This window comes from Gammaproteobacteria bacterium (assembly GCA_015709635.1).
Lineage (GTDB): Bacteria > Pseudomonadota > Gammaproteobacteria > Burkholderiales > Nitrosomonadaceae > Nitrosomonas.
Map to the genome: position 1 here is coordinate 2,262,238 of CP054180.1, position 14,806 is coordinate 2,277,043.

12 protein-coding genes and 3 tRNA genes are annotated in these 14,806 nt (G+C 46.4%); 11 read left to right on the top strand and 4 right to left on the bottom strand.

The features are described 5' to 3' along the window. Positions 1-575: 575 nt before the first annotated feature. Positions 576-1,013 (bottom strand): hypothetical protein, encoded by a 438-nt coding sequence (locus tag HRU78_10765; GenBank protein QOJ24066.1) that lies wholly within the window; start codon positions 1,011-1,013, stop codon positions 576-578. Between the two features lie 144 nt (positions 1,014-1,157). On the opposite strand from HRU78_10765, the gene HRU78_10770 reads away from it, so the two are divergent. Beyond that, positions 1,158-2,198 (top strand): folate-binding protein YgfZ, encoded by a 1,041-nt coding sequence (locus HRU78_10770; protein QOJ24067.1) that lies wholly within the window; start codon positions 1,158-1,160, stop codon positions 2,196-2,198. A gap of 41 nt (positions 2,199-2,239) precedes the next feature. Here the strand turns inward: HRU78_10770 and HRU78_10775 are convergent, their stop codons facing one another. Beyond that, positions 2,240-2,947 carry a DUF502 domain-containing protein gene (locus tag HRU78_10775; protein QOJ24068.1) on the bottom strand — a complete coding sequence of 236 codons (708 nt, stop codon included), beginning with the start codon at positions 2,945-2,947 and terminating at the stop codon, positions 2,240-2,242. Positions 2,948-3,366: 419 nt separating this feature from the next. Here HRU78_10775 and HRU78_10780 point away from each other — a divergent pair, with 419 nt between their 5' ends. From HRU78_10780 to pnp, 3 genes are all read left to right on the top strand, one after another. Next, the gene (locus HRU78_10780; GenBank protein QOJ24069.1) at positions 3,367-4,830 is read left to right on the top strand and encodes a dynamin family protein; all 1,464 of its coding nucleotides are present in this window, start codon (positions 3,367-3,369) and stop codon (positions 4,828-4,830) included. A gap of 313 nt (positions 4,831-5,143) precedes the next feature. Continuing rightward, positions 5,144-5,413 carry a 30S ribosomal protein S15 gene (gene rpsO / locus HRU78_10785; protein QOJ24070.1) on the top strand — a complete coding sequence of 90 codons (270 nt, stop codon included), beginning with the start codon at positions 5,144-5,146 and terminating at the stop codon, positions 5,411-5,413. Between the two features lie 134 nt (positions 5,414-5,547). Beyond that, complete coding sequence (gene pnp / locus HRU78_10790) at positions 5,548-7,671, top strand: polyribonucleotide nucleotidyltransferase (GenBank protein ID QOJ24071.1); 2,124 nt, start codon at positions 5,548-5,550, stop codon at positions 7,669-7,671. Between the two features lie 109 nt (positions 7,672-7,780). Here the strand turns inward: pnp and dksA are convergent, their stop codons facing one another. Further along, on the bottom strand, positions 7,781-8,206 hold the full coding sequence (dksA, locus tag HRU78_10795) for an RNA polymerase-binding protein DksA (GenBank protein QOJ24072.1): 426 nt from the start codon (positions 8,204-8,206) through the stop codon (positions 7,781-7,783). 278 nt (positions 8,207-8,484) lie between these two features. Here dksA and HRU78_10800 point away from each other — a divergent pair. The 7 genes from HRU78_10800 to HRU78_10830 all read left to right on the top strand — a co-directional run bounded on the left by HRU78_10800 (position 8,485) and on the right by HRU78_10830 (position 13,666). Further along, positions 8,485-8,561: transfer RNA gene (locus HRU78_10800), tRNA-Pro, on the top strand. A 35-nt stretch (positions 8,562-8,596) separates the two neighbouring features. After that, positions 8,597-8,673 (top strand) — tRNA-Arg (locus HRU78_10805). An 81-nt stretch (positions 8,674-8,754) separates the two neighbouring features. Further along, positions 8,755-8,830, top strand: a tRNA-His gene (locus HRU78_10810). A 145-nt stretch (positions 8,831-8,975) separates the two neighbouring features. After that, complete coding sequence (locus HRU78_10815; GenBank protein ID QOJ24073.1) at positions 8,976-11,906, top strand: aconitate hydratase; 2,931 nt, start codon at positions 8,976-8,978, stop codon at positions 11,904-11,906. A gap of 106 nt (positions 11,907-12,012) precedes the next feature. Then, positions 12,013-12,492, top strand: coding sequence for a hypothetical protein (locus tag HRU78_10820; protein ID QOJ24074.1), 480 nt, complete (start codon positions 12,013-12,015; stop codon positions 12,490-12,492). Between the two features lie 445 nt (positions 12,493-12,937). Then, positions 12,938-13,228 (top strand): hypothetical protein, encoded by a 291-nt coding sequence (locus tag HRU78_10825; protein QOJ24075.1) that lies wholly within the window; start codon positions 12,938-12,940, stop codon positions 13,226-13,228. A 270-nt stretch (positions 13,229-13,498) separates the two neighbouring features. Next, on the top strand, positions 13,499-13,666 hold the full coding sequence (locus tag HRU78_10830; protein ID QOJ24076.1) for a DUF1328 domain-containing protein: 168 nt from the start codon (positions 13,499-13,501) through the stop codon (positions 13,664-13,666). A gap of 479 nt (positions 13,667-14,145) precedes the next feature. On the opposite strand, the gene HRU78_10835 is transcribed toward HRU78_10830, so the two are convergent. Further along, positions 14,146-14,805 carry a hypothetical protein gene (locus HRU78_10835; GenBank protein QOJ24077.1) on the bottom strand — a complete coding sequence of 220 codons (660 nt, stop codon included), beginning with the start codon at positions 14,803-14,805 and terminating at the stop codon, positions 14,146-14,148. Between the last annotated feature and the right edge of the window lies 1 nt (position 14,806).

Here is a 14,806-nt window from a genome sequence, read left to right on the forward strand (position 1 = left end):
CGCCCGGCTTTTTCCAGTAAACACAAACTCCGATTTGTTCCAATTTGTAGATCGTATGGCTTGAATGATGGTGATTTTTATTGCTACGGCCAATGAACTTCTCTTATCGTCGCTTAAAGAGAAAAAGACTATTTTCTTCAGACTCCTAAGCCGGTTTTACCGGCCTAGGCTAATAACACGATGTGTTATTTTAAACGACTAACTGCATTTTCCTGTCTCGGAACCATCACTCTTCGTTTCCGAACCATCATCTTTCACGCAAGAATTCTGGCAGACACCTGATTTTTTACATGACTTCCCAGCCGGGAGGCTTTTTTATCAATACAGGTTCCGTCAACCAAATAACACACTTAGTTTGCTCCACAGGCAGTTTTTCCATCTTTCTCAGTATCCAGGCTACATGCGGCAAAAACATTACTGGTAGCAAATACCATTGCAATAACGAATATCAATGCATTAACAGTTTTTTTAAACATATCTCCTCTCCTTTTTTAATTTTACAAACAATAACTTCCCTGTTTGCTTCGTTAGAATAGCAGAAAAATTTTCCGCTGAGCGGAAATTGTCTTTGCCGCTTATCCTCGATCATTTTTCCATTTCCACCGTAACCAAATCCGTAACCGCCTGAATTCCTCCGCATCAATACTATCCGGCAATATCGTCACACTTCGCAAAAAAAACTTCTCCGTCGGCTGCAAATTGATTACCGTAAGATAAGGAGCGACAAAGGTGTTATCCGGTATGCGGCAAGCAATCGCCTGGCCGGAGCGCATTGTCAAAATACATGTCATCTCATCGGTCAGCGTCAAAGCCATTGCCGCATTTGATGCAGTGAGCAACGCATCCTTACGCAAATAATAGATCAGACTGATGACTAGCAAAATAACGATTATCGCTTTCATACCCAACGGCAGCGCCAGCGGCCACAATACGGCACCGGCGGCGCAATGCGCCAGACCAAGCAGTACCGTAAGATAATAAGAAGGGCGAAGGTGAATGAGTAAATCCGACATATTGAAATCGCCTTTTACCATTCATGGCCGCAGCCAGCAAAATTACCGTCCGGTAACGAAGTCAATGTCGGACGATGCGCTCTTACACTCGCTCTGATTGGATATCGTATAATCATCGCCCGTTAATTCATCCGCAATTCTTGTATGAACCCAGCTTGGCAAACCTATTTACGTGAACATCACGCCGTTATTGACAATAGTGGCGTGACTCATTTCGGTAATATCACAGCAGAACTGCAAGATACTCAAACAACCACTGTCATGGCTGATCTTTCGCATCACAGTTTAATTCGTTTTTCCGGGGAAGATGCAAAAGCCTTTTTGCAAAACCAGCTCACTTGCGATATCCGGGAAATCAATCCGCACAAGGCGCAATACGGCAGTTACTGTTCCCCTAAGGGTCGGATTCTGGCAACCCTTCTGCTCTGGCAGCAGGACGACGATCTTATAATGCAATTGCCTGCCCGTTTATCCGCCGCCATTCAAAAGCGATTATCGATGTATGTATTGCGCGCGAAAGTTAAATTGACCGATGCCAGCGATGATTTGATCCGCATCGGCATCGCAGGCCCAAACGCCATCACACTGATCGAAAACATCACCGGCTCTCCAAGCGGCTTCAGTCAATCTTTACAAGTCATTCATAATAAAGAAATCAGCGTTCTTTATCTTTCTCAGCAATGCATCGAATTGATCACTTCAATTGAACATGCCCCCGCGCTCTGGCAGCGTCTCAATCAACAGGCCAAACCGGTTGGCGCCGATTGCTGGGATTGGTTAACAATCGCATCCGGGATCCCGGTTATCTTGCCTGAAACTCAGGAAATGTTTCTGCCGCAAATGGTCAATCTGGATGCAATCGGCGGTGTCAGTTTTAAAAAGGGCTGCTATCCGGGTCAGGAAATTGTGGCGCGCACGCAATATCTCGGCAAACTCAAACGCCGCATGTTTTTGGCGCATATCAGCACGACACAAACAATCACCGCGGGCGATGCACTCTATAGCAGCGATATGGAAGATCAATCCAGCGGTAACATTGTCAATGCAGCAGTAGCACCACAAGGCGGCTTTGATGTCCTGGCCGTAATCCAGCAAAGCAGTGTCGACAGCGGCCAAATTCATTGGCAATCGCTGCAAGGCCCATTGCTGGAAATTAAATCGCTGCCCTACCCGTTACCGGACTAAAAGCGATGATCAATAATTGAACATCATTGGTAATTCAGTTGTTATTGTTTCTGCTCAGCCGGTGCTTGCGGCTTATCGTTAGAAAAATTCAAATTCTCAGGGGCATTAGTGCCGCCCGTTACAACAAACGTCATCGCTTCTTCGGTCGTCCAATCCGTCAAGATCACATTTTCCATCGGCAGGATTTCGATATAACCGGATGTCGGATTGGGTGCGGTCGGCACATAAACAGCGGCAAGCTTTTTTCCGCTACTTTTATCCGTCATGACTTTCGTGATAAACCCGACTGCTTTCATTTCTGACGACGGAAAACTGATCAGCACAACACGCTGCCCGGTTACGGGCGGTTGACTGACGGTGTGCAGGAAACGCTTAGTAGCCCCGTAGATTGTTTGCACCAAGGGCAATCTTGCCAGAATATTTTCATAAATACCGATGACTTTCTTGCCAATCACAAAGGATGCCAACAAGCCGATGCCATAGAGACTCATGATCGTTAGTAACGCAGCTACAGCTTGCTGAAAATGAGAGTCGAGCAACCAACTGGCCGTGGTATCCGAGAACGGCCGGACCGCCCGCGCCATTCCTTTTAGCAGAGGATCGCCAATCTGCGCCAACAAATTCAATAAAAAATCAAATACCAGCCACGTCACCCATAGCGGTGCCACCGTAAGAAAGCCTATAAGAATATAGCGGCCTAGGTGAGCAGAACGTGGTGCGTGTTGCTCATGATTACTTTCTGTTGACATGTTTTTAAAATTTTCTCCAACTAGGCTTACGCTATCGATACTTTATTTTGTTACGGTTAAGAGCCACAAACCACTCGAAGTCAGTGGCGCATAAAGTTGGCTATGATAATATTTTTTTACGCGAAACCGGTACAAATATGAGAAATATCATATACTGGCACACCAGCAGTGTTCTTGGTAGAATCGCCAAAGTTCGGCGCAATAATTTCTGACATAGATCGACTCGCATTGAACATGCGCTATCCGTAAAACTGTTTTCATTTACTGCAGAAAGATTTTGGTTGGCACACATCCCAAAAACCAAAATAACTTACTGAAAACAGCACCATCTCATGCAGAAAAAATGAATCGATAAACTAAAAATCACCCTGTTACTAAATTCAGAGTGCACTTTATTTATAAGAATGAAAGGGATCGTTATGTCACATAGCTCAACACAAATTAACAAGTATCTTAAGAGTTTACAAAAGCACTTAGCTGATGAGCATCCGGATAATCCAACGCTGGCCAATGCAGTAAAAAGTTTCAGAAAAATGGACTATGTTGGCCACAGCATGGGGTTACTCAACAAAGATGAATCTTATGCAACCTGTGTGACATGGTGGCCTATGATCGCCGTATTGGGCACTTTTTCCGCCGGTAAGTCGACCTATATCAATTCCTATCTGGATATGAAACTGCAACGCACCGGCAATCAGGCTGTCGACGATAAATTCACAGTCATTTGCTACAGTCGCCATAATGAAGCAAAGACGCTACCCGGCATCGCGCTGGATGCCGATCCCCGTTTCCCGTTTTTCCAAATCAGCCGCAGTATCGAAGAAATCTCGGAGGCTGGACAAGAACGCATTGATGCTTACCTGCAGCTGAAAACCTGCCCATCCGAAAACATTCGCGGAAAAATCCTGATCGATTCTCCCGGCTTCGATGCCGACAATCAACGCGCATCGACGCTGCGCTTGACCCAACATATCATTAACTTGTCCGATCTCGTACTGGTATTTTTTGATGCGCGCCACCCCGAACCGAAAGCCATGCAGGACACACTGGCTTATTTGGTATCGGCCAGCGTTAACCGAGCCGATGCGAACAAATTCCTATATATTTTGAATCAGATCGATGTCACGGCGCAGGAAGACAATCCGGAAGAAGTTGTTTCCGCATGGCAACGCTCTCTGGCGGAAGTGGGTCTTGTCACCGGGCGGTTCTACCGCATTTATAACCCCGCCGCGGCTGTTCCGATTGCCAACCCACATATCAAAGAACGTTTCGAGAAAAAACGCGAAGAAGACATGGCCGATATCAATGCAAGAATGCATCAAATCGAAGTTGAGCGCTCGTATCGCATTGTCGGAAAATTAGAACAGACAGCCAAAGGCATCAAAAATCAGATCGTCAACAAGCTTTCCGATATGTTGAAAAAATGGAAAAGCAAGGTGGTTTTATTTGACGGTCTGGCTTTCGGCACATTGGCGGTTCTGGCAGGGACCGCTCTCACCATGAATGAATCCTGGGGTGCTCTCAAAACATTCCCGGAAGAACTCATGCGAGGTGAAATTTCGGCAATTGCTATTGCCTCGTTTCTGCTGCTTAGCATTATTTGCATCCATTTTTGCATCCGCCGCGCGGTCGCCAATAAGTTGCTGAAAAACCTGGCCAATGAAATCGGCAATGATCACGAAGCCTACAAGCAATATATGCAGGCATTCAATAAAAGTACTGCCGCATACCGCCCAATGCTCCTAAGCGGACCTGCAGGCTGGAATGATGTCGCACAACAAACAATCGATGAAATCATCAACGAAGCCAATGATTATATTCAAGCATTAAACGATCAATTCACGAATCCATCGGGTAACGGGGGCGAAAACTCACAAGTTTGAAACCGTAGGTAATGCAGAATCGTCACTTTATGCTGATCGTTGACGCTTTCATTCCCGCTTAAGTATCCAAACTTACTTTTACTGCACTTGAGATAGCAAAGAGGATAAAGTCCAATGGATAAAAATTCTTGCTATCTCCAATCACTTCTAGTTGTTGCGTCTTCTTTCTATCACCTCACCATTTTCGCTTCCTGACACAATCCGATTCATGCTGAGCATACATCTTGATCTGATTTGGACAAGAACAAGATTAAAGAGTAAAATTCCGGCTCTTTAATAATGGCTGATAATTTAATCAACGGAGAATCAACTTATGTCAGTTACAATCGACCAAAAAGCACAGATAGTGCGCGACTATCAAAGAGCCGAAGGGGATACTGGCTCTCCAGAAGTTCAGATTGCACTTTTAACAACCCGAATCAATGATTTGATCGGACACTTCAAAACACATGTCAAGGATCATCACTCTCGTCGCGGTCTGTTACGTATGGTAGGTCGCCGCCGCAAGTTGCTTGATTATTTAAAAAATCGTAACGCCGATACTTACCAGACGCTGATTGAACGTCTCGGCTTACGCAAGTAAATGTTCCTCTCAAGCGTGGCTCGTATTGATCGCAGGGATTTTTTCTCATCGCAATTGTCATGTGATCAATATTTTGGCCCACAAGCAAAATCAAAATTCGGAAAAATTCATCAAATAGGAAAAAGGATTGTTAATTGAAACCTATTAAAAAGAGCATTACCTATGGGCGCCACCAACTCACACTGGAAACAGGTGAAATAGCAAGACAATCACACGGCGCCGTAATGGTCACAATGGATGATACAGTAGTGCTTGTTACCGTAGTTGGTGCAAAAAATATAAAACCCGGACAAGATTTTTTCCCACTCACAGTTGATTATCAAGAAAGATCTTATGCTGCAGGTAGAATACCGGGCAGCTTCTTCAAGCGGGAAGGCCGTCCTTCCGAGAAGGAAACATTGACCTCCCGGCTAATCGACCGCCCCATTCGCCCGCTCTTTCCCGAAGGCTTCTATAATGAAGTGCAAGTCGTGGCCACGGTCATGTCGGCCGACAACGAGATCGATCCCGATATTCCTTCCATTATTGGCACTTCCGCCGCACTGATTCTTTCCGGTATTCCGTTTGATGGCCCACTCGGTGCAGCACGGGTCGGTTATATCAACAATGAATACGTCTTAAATCCCACCACTTCCGAACTGAAAGACACGCAATTGAACCTGGTCGTTGCAGGTACGCAGCACGCCGTCCTGATGGTCGAATCGGATGCCATTGAGCTTTCAGAAGAAGTCATGCTGGGTGCGGTAACGTTTGGTCATGAGCAGATGCAAGTCGTCATCAATGCGATAAACGAATTTGCTGATGAAGCCGGTGTCACCGCTTGGGATTGGACACCACCGGAAAAAGATGTTGCATTTGAAGAAAAAGTTACCAGTCTGGCGGAAGCCGATTTGCGGCAAGCCTACAAAATCAAACAGAAACAGGCACGAACCGAAGCGATTGAAGCAATCAGCGAACGCATTTCTGTCGAGCTTGGTGTAGATACCGAGGGCGGTCCCGATCTTCAATCATTCAAGGAAGCCTTTTTCACGCTGGAATCAAAAATTGTGCGTAACCAAATCCTGGATGGCGAGCCCCGCATTGATGGCCGCGGCACACGAACTGTCCGGCCTATTATCATTCGCAATGGCGTGCTGCCGCGCACTCATGGCTCAGCGCTGTTTACACGGGGTGAAACTCAGGCATTAGCAATTGCAACGCTTGGTACCGCACGTGACGAACAAAAAATCGATTCACTACAGGGTGATTATAACGACCGGTTCATGTTGCATTACAATATGCCTCCCTACGCCACTGGAGAAATCGGTCGCGTCGGCACACCTAAACGCCGTGAAATCGGTCACGGCCGTCTTGCCAAGCGCGCCCTTGTCGCCGTACTGCCCACACCTGAAGAATTCGGTTATTCACTACGTGTCGTATCGGAAATTACCGAATCCAACGGCTCCAGTTCCATGGCATCCGTTTGCGGCGGCTGTCTCGCGCTGATGGATGCAGGTGTCCCGCTCAAAGCGCATGTTGCCGGTATCGCCATGGGCCTGATCAAAGATGGTAATCGTTTTGCTGTACTGACGGATATTCTGGGTGACGAAGATCATCTCGGTGACATGGATTTTAAAGTGGCAGGCACCGAGAAAGGCATTACCGCATTGCAAATGGATATCAAGATTCAAGGTATTACCAAAGAAATCATGCATGCGGCACTGATACAAGCACATGAAGGGCGGATGCATATTCTGCAGATTATGAAACAAGCATTGCCATCAACCCGGGAAGACATTTCAGTGCATGCACCGCGTATCATCAAGCTGAAAATCAATCCGGAAAAAATCCGTGATGTGATCGGTAAAGGCGGTGCCGTGATACGAACGCTAACGGAGGAAACCGGCACCACCATTGACATCACCGATGACGGTCAGGTGACGATTGCGTGTGTCAATGCGGAAGGCGGTGAATTGGCCAAAAAACGCATTGAAGACATTACCGCAGAAGTGGAAGTGGGAAAAATTTACGATGGCGTGGTGCTGAAATTACTTGATTTTGGCGCTATTGTCAGTGTACTCCCTGGAAAAGACGGTTTATTGCATATTTCGCAAATTGCCAATGAACGCGTCAGCAATGTTTCCGATCATCTGAGCGAAGGTCAGCAAGTTCGCGTAAAAGTACTGGAAGCTGATGACAAAGGAAGATTGCGTTTAAGCATGAAAGCCGTAGCAGCCGATGATGGTGGTAGCACCGATCCCGTTACGGAAGAGTCCTAAACCGTCACAATCCGGTCCTCATCCAATCTCAATAAAAGCCCTGCCTCCAAGGCTGGGCTTTTATTTTTTCAATACAACTTTTCCCACTCACCACTTAACAACAATTCAGCTATTTAGCTATTTGCTTCTCACGCATCTCATCCAATGTTTTGCAATCAATGCAGAGTGTTGCGGTCGGCCGTGCTTCGAGGCGCTTTAAACCAATTTCGATACCGCAGCTTTCACAATAACCATAATCCCCGGAATCGATCTTGCCAATGATTTCATCAATTTTCTTGATAAGCTTACGCTCCCGGTCACGATTACGCAGTTCGAGCGTCATATCGGATTCCTGACTGGCGCGATCGTTAGGATCGGCAAAAACCGTCGCCTCATCCTGCATCGTATGAACTGCACGATCAATATCCTGCCCTAACTCAACTTTCATATCTTCCAGTATCTTACGAAAATGCATTAGCTGATCAGGACCCATATACTCTTCGCCTGCTTTTGGCTCATAGGGAGTCACTTGTTTACTCTGTAGCTCTTTTGGCATCTCTAAGGCTCCTCTTTAATTCCGGTAGCGTACAAAAATCGCATAGTATTATCAGAAAACATGTTGGATAACAAGTTATTTATACATACTCATTAGCAATCTGATTTTAAGATAGCATATAAATCTATAGTTAATTTGTGACATTACGCATGCATCATGCGCATATTTTCAATCCCTCCACAGAAAATCCCCCATAGCCCATCACTACGTTGAATATTCAACTTGGAGCACGAAGAAATTGACGTTTCAAAACTAAGAAGGTATAGTGTCGCCTTTTCCGGGGTGTAGCGTAGCCTGGTAGCGCGCCTGGTTTGGGACCAGGATGTCGGGAGTTCAAATCTCTCCACCCCGACCAATTTCAGCCCTAATATTTTAGAGCAGCCCGATTTGGTGCCCGTAGCTCAATCGGATAGAGCACCAGCCTTCTAAGCTGGGGGTTACAGGTTCGATTCCTGTCGGGCACGCCACAAATATTTCCTGATGAATGGACTGAATTGTTCAACTCGGTTTGTACATACTAAACAAACTGCACCATTCTCCTTATCATGGTGGCTGTAGCTCAGTTGGTAGAGTCCCGGATTGTGATTCCGGTTGTCGTGGGTTCGAGTCCCATCAGCCACCCCAGTAAGTTTTATCGCCACGATTCAATTTCAGCACTGAAGTTTCCTTTATGCCTAGCGGAAGCGTGACTTTGTCTGTCCAAAAATATATATTAGCGGCAGCATGATTTATTGATCCGCTAACCCGCATTATTCTTAGGAAAATACCGATGAGCCACAATTTATTCGATAGCCTGCATGAACTGTCTTTGTCATCAGGAAACCGTGCGCAATACTACTCGCTCCCGGCACTGGAAAAGAACGGCATTGGAAAAATCTCCCGTTTGCCGGTATCGATTCGTATCGTACTGGAATCGGTATTGCGGAATTATGACAACAAAAAAATCACGGAAACCCATATCCGGCAACTGGCAAACTGGAAACCCGATGCCGCCAGAGTGGATGAAATACCGTTTGTGGTTTCGCGCATTGTGCTGCAAGATTTTACCGGCGTGCCGCTGCTGGTCGATCTCGCCGCCATGCGCAGCGCGGCGGTGAAACTGGGGAAAAACCCAAAACTGATCGAACCTTTGGTTCCTGTCGATCTGGTCGTCGATCACTCGATTCAGGTCGACCATTACGGCACGAAAGACGCGATCGATCGCAATATGGAAATAGAATTTTTCCGCAATAACGAACGTTACCAGTTCATCAAATGGGGTATGCAGGCGTTTGATACATTCAAGGTCATTCCTCCCGGAATCGGCATTGTGCACCAAGTCAATCTCGAATACCTTGCCCGTGGTGTACACCAAAAAGACGGACTCATTTTTCCCGACACACTGGTCGGCACCGACTCGCATACTACGATGATCAACGGTATCGGCGTTGTCGGCTGGGGTGTTGGCGGTATCGAAGCGGAAGCCGGCATGTTGGGCCAGCCGGTTTATTTCCTGACGCCCGATGTTGTCGGTGTTCATTTAACCGGCCATTTGCGCGAAGGTGTGACTGCAACCGATCTGGTGCTGACGATCACGGAAATGCTGCGTAAAGCGAACGTCGTCGGAAAGTTTGTCGAGTTCTTCGGTGAAGGAACCGCTTCATTGGCGCTGCCGGACCGCGCCACGATCGCCAATATGGCGCCGGAATACGGTGCAACCATGGGATTCTTTCCGGTCGACGACGCAACCATCGACTACTTCAAGGGCACCGGGCGCAGCGAGGAAGAAATCGCCGCTTTTCAACGTTATTTCCAAGCGCAGCAAATGTACGGCATCCCCAAAAAGGGCGACATTGACTATACCAGCGAGCTCACGCTGGATCTGGGTTCCGTCTCACCCTCGCTGGCAGGTCCCAAACGTCCGCAGGATCGCATTGAACTCGCGGCAATCAAATCGCGCTTTACCGAACTCTTCAATAAACCCGTCAAAGAAAGCGGTTACGGCAAACAAGACGATGACATCCAGCAACGTTACGCCATACGCGATGTGCATACGCAAGAGCCTGAAGTGTGTACCCAGGTCGACTCCGGCACACTCGACGGAAGCCGTATACCGACGCCAAGCTCCGGCGCGGCGGCAGGGAGCGAAAACAACGAACAAACAGCGAAAAACGCTATATCCGCAGAGCGGCGCATGGTTTCCCGCAATGTTGCGGAAATGATCAATAATCGTCCGGCGCCTAATGCAGCCGATTTATGCCATGTCGAATTGAATGGCTCAAGCGTTGATCTGGGGCACGGCGATGTGTTGATCGCCGCCATCACATCCTGTACAAACACGTCCAACCCCAGTGTGCTGCTCGCCGCCGGGTTGCTGGCCAAGAAAGCGGTGGAAAAAGGCTTGTCGGTCAAGCATCACATCAAAACATCATTGGCGCCGGGTTCGCGCGTCGTAACCGATTATTTGAACGTCACCGGATTGCTGCCCTACCTCGAGCAACTGGGCTTCGATCTGGTCGGCTACGGTTGCACCACGTGTATTGGCAACTCCGGGCCACTGGCCGAACCGATAGAAGAAGCAGTTGTCAAGAATGACCTGGTGTGCGCTGCCGTATTGTCCGGTAACCGCAATTTTGAAGCGCGCATCCATTCGAACATTCGCGCCAACTTCTTAGCTTCTCCGCCACTGGTAGTAGCATACGCAATCGCGGGGAGCGTACTGAAAGACCTCACGGCCGAGCCGTTGGGCATCGGTAAAAACAATCAAGCGGTCTGGCTGAAAGATATCTGGCCGAGCAGCGCCGAAATCCACGCCTTGTTAAAATACGCCGCCAACGCGGATACGTTTAGAAAACTTTACAGCAATCTCACCAAGGATCACGCACTGTGGAACAGTGTCACGTCCGTCACCGGACAAACCTACAACTGGCCGACATCGACTTACATTGCCGAACCGCCTTTCTTTGCAGACTTCTCACTGCAACCGGCGGCAAGCGGCGATAATGACATCAAAAACGCTTATGCGTTGGGTGTATTCGGCGATTCGGTGACCACCGATCACATCAGCCCGGCAGGGTCGATCAAGGAAACATCACCGGCCGGCCGTTATCTGCTCGATCATCATGTCGCCAAGGCTGATTTCAACAGCTACGGCGCTCGCCGCGGGCACCACGAAGTGATGATGCGCGGCACCTTCGCCAACGTTCGCATCAAGAACTTGATGATTCCCGGCAGCGAAGGCGGCATCACCCTCTACCAGGGCGCTGCCGAAGTTGCACCGGAACAAATGAGCATTTACGATGCTGCGATGAAATATCAGACACAAGGCATTCCGACGGTTATTTTCGGCGGCAAGGAATACGGTACCGGCTCAAGCCGCGACTGGGCCGCCAAGGGAACGCAACTGTTAGGCGTCAAAGCGGTCATTGCGACCAGCTTCGAACGCATCCACCGCAGCAATCTGATCGGCATGGGCGTTCTGCCGTTGCAGTTTAAAGGTAACGACAGTGTTGAATCGCTCGGCATCAAAGGCGACGAACAATTCGATATTTCCGGACTCGATAACATCCAGCCGCAACAAGATGTTACGTTGAACATTCGCAGAAAGGATGGCAGCAACCAGACCGTGCAACTGCTATGCCGCATCGATACCGCTATCGAGGTGGATTACTACAGACACGGCGGAATCTTGCCTTATGTGTTGCGGGAATTGATGGCTTAAGCAATTTCTCTCATATTTAAATCTTTAATCATTCCAGCCCCCCTCCTCTGTTTATATGACAGCAGATGTCATATAGTGGTAACACAACAAAAACGGAGGTAGTCCGATGATGTACGATCTGGTTGACAAAGTTTTTAAAACGCTTCTGTCTTTGAATGAGGAAGATGAAAGAAAATTTGCTGATACGAGAAAAGACATCAATCATATCAACCATATCCTGCACGATATGGTGATTATCGATACCAAAAGCTCCGCACTGCTGACGCATGTTTCCGTCATGCTGGCGGTTGTCATCGGCATGCTGTTCACCTTAATCGGCCCGAATGAAAGCGGCAGTATTTTGGCTTATTTGCTGAAAGTTGAAATGGTGGCTTACGCCGTTGTAGCCATGGTGCTTTTACGCTGTCTCGACATTATGGGACCGCCATTCCGCAAACTCAGAAATGAAATGCGAGAAATCGATGCGCAGTACCATAAAGAAATAATCATCCGGCGAGCAATTTATCAATTAATGTCCCGCGTCGTTTTCATTCTGACCGTTGTGCTGATTATGATTACTTTCCTGAAAATATTCGGCCTGCAATGAGTCTGCAACATACATGGGATGATCAAGGTATCGCTCAAACGATTGCTTTACTATTCCACTCTATTGTTGATTGATCTGAAAATACCTTGATTGTACTTGGTTTAATTTTTGGAATATTTGAAAATACCATTATTAATACCATGATTGATTTTGCTTTGTATATTTTTGATCTGGAATATTGCCGTGTAAATTATTCCGCAAATTATTTCAAACTGACTTTTATGCTTGATCGCTCAAGCAAAGCGAATTCTGTTTTATAAAATACCTGAATTTGCAACCTGATTAGTTAGCATATTCGTTCAGTTTGCGAAATTGTGCAAGTTAACAAATTGCCAAATGAGAGAAGTAGTTAAAAAGATATGTATGCTACCGAACAGACATACATGAGGATTACGACCATTATTAATCACGCTAAACTACTAAACTACTTAAAAGGTGAGAAATCATGATTCAAGGAAAAACTTTAGCAATAGCGATTATTTTTTGTACAGCTTTTTTCGTAAGTAATGTATTTGCTTTCGATAAATCCTTTCATCCAAATCATCAATTTGTCGATAAAGAGAGTATTGGTCCAAATTTTAAAACCGGTTTTGTTATTGATAAAGAGAAGGCAGCAAAAACAAAAACTTCAGAAGAAGAGATGCAGCTTCCGTCAGGAATAGTTTCAAGTGATCCTTCGCCAAAGAATTCAAATATTCCGACTGGATCAGCTCGTAGGTTAATTCCGTCCTTATAATGGATTTTTATTGCTTGTTGTATCGCTTAAGTCAACGGAAGCAATAGCAGTAGGCCGAAAAACATTGTATGAGATGCGAGCACAAATTAAATGAGACGAGCCACATTATATGAGATTCTCTCTTGTTTAAATTTCTTTAAAAATTATTATAAATAATCGCTCAATTTGGTATTAATGTTCGCTAGCACACAGACTTAATCATGATTTAAGGTGTCTTATGTAAACATTGGATAGAAAATTTGATATCTAGAAAATGATGAGGAGAAGATCATGTTTAGTTGGGCGCTTACATTTCTAATTGTCGCTATTATTGCTGGTGTTCTGGGATTAAGCGGGGTAGCAGGTACAGCTACACAAATAGCTTGGGTTTTATTCGTAGTAGGTATTATTTTATCAATCATTTTCTATGTATCAGGAAGACGTCCTCCACCCCTCTAATATATTTTGCGGTGATTTGGTCATGTTGATGCATGGCCGGGCCGCTTCTTTTTTTCCGATGCTAATACAATCTGTGTAGATCAAACGCTGCCGGTGCATACAAAAAACGGAGCTTGGTGGCGAATCCCTAACAATGATGTTCCACATCCAGCCTTCGCACGGGCCGCCTTGGCTATACATCAAGAATGGCATTATCCGCCCCCAAGGAAGACCAAATTCATCCTTAGTTCTGCCGATGTGATGACAAATAATCTGGTCGTCAATTGCAAACAGGCATATCCCTCTCGATTCGTACATGTGGATATAGCCTTCAACCTTAAACCAAGCGTCAAGGATAACAGGAACTGTTTTGTTGGTTTCGTACCAATAAATTTTTGATGGTAAAAGCAATCAAGCGGGAGAATTCCATCGGGAGCATAAGTCGTGAACGCATTTCCGCCATTATCATAGCCAGAACGCCATCTCAATGAACCGTCAGCCTAGCGTACGATGCATAGCGTAACCCTACCTCCGCCGCCGTATTGATTTTTGGTGCCATCAAACCAGCCGCCCGTCTTATTATCAACTTGCACGACCACATCGTTTACATTGGGTATCTGAGCAGACAAAGCACCGGGGCGTTTGCACCAATAGCTGAAATAAACATCCTCCAGCATTGGGGGAAGCGGATTCGTATTGTTTGAAATACGGTTAAACATCAAATCAAGTTGCCCGCCGAATGGTCGGTTAGTGTAGTAAGGAAGATCTTTATTATTGTCCAGTGCACCGGTATCTTTAAGATTAAGATGCAATGCCCTTCCTGTAGATCCATCCGGCCCGATCATTGTTGGAAAATCTACAACGGCATAATTACCAACGTTTGCCGGGCTGAGAGTAGCGTATTTATGTCCAAGATAAATAACCGACCAGTTGCAGTTTAATGCTTGCCCTGCACCACCATTAGGAAAGCTGGGCTGCGCCGTGGGCCAGATAAACCCAGTAGTTAAATCCGTTCCAGATAGTTGATCCTGAATGCCATTCACCGCAAAATTATTGTGCGTGACATTTGGCTCAAAATTGCTCTCAAATAGAAGTGTAGACGACAGGTTTGGTGTGAACGTTTTGATGCCGTTAAGAATGGTTGTTTGATCAATAGTCATT

Bases quoted from the DNA above. Each gene is read 5' to 3' on its own strand.
- HRU78_10765 (QOJ24066.1), bottom strand. From the start codon at position 1,013: ATGTCGGATTTACTCATTCACCTTCGCCCTTCTTATTATCTTACGGTA.
- HRU78_10770 (QOJ24067.1), top strand. From the start codon at position 1,158: ATGAACCCAGCTTGGCAAACCTATTTACGTGAACATCACGCCGTTATT.
- HRU78_10775 (QOJ24068.1), bottom strand. From the start codon at position 2,947: ATGTCAACAGAAAGTAATCATGAGCAACACGCACCACGTTCTGCTCAC.
- HRU78_10780 (QOJ24069.1), top strand. From the start codon at position 3,367: ATGTCACATAGCTCAACACAAATTAACAAGTATCTTAAGAGTTTACAA.
- rpsO (QOJ24070.1), top strand. From the start codon at position 5,144: ATGTCAGTTACAATCGACCAAAAAGCACAGATAGTGCGCGACTATCAA.
- dksA (QOJ24072.1), bottom strand. From the start codon at position 8,206: ATGCCAAAAGAGCTACAGAGTAAACAAGTGACTCCCTATGAGCCAAAA.
- HRU78_10815 (QOJ24073.1), top strand. From the start codon at position 8,976: ATGAGCCACAATTTATTCGATAGCCTGCATGAACTGTCTTTGTCATCA.
- HRU78_10820 (QOJ24074.1), top strand. From the start codon at position 12,013: ATGATGTACGATCTGGTTGACAAAGTTTTTAAAACGCTTCTGTCTTTG.
- HRU78_10825 (QOJ24075.1), top strand. From the start codon at position 12,938: ATGATTCAAGGAAAAACTTTAGCAATAGCGATTATTTTTTGTACAGCT.
- HRU78_10830 (QOJ24076.1), top strand. From the start codon at position 13,499: ATGTTTAGTTGGGCGCTTACATTTCTAATTGTCGCTATTATTGCTGGT.
- HRU78_10835 (QOJ24077.1), bottom strand. From the start codon at position 14,805: ATGACTATTGATCAAACAACCATTCTTAACGGCATCAAAACGTTCACA.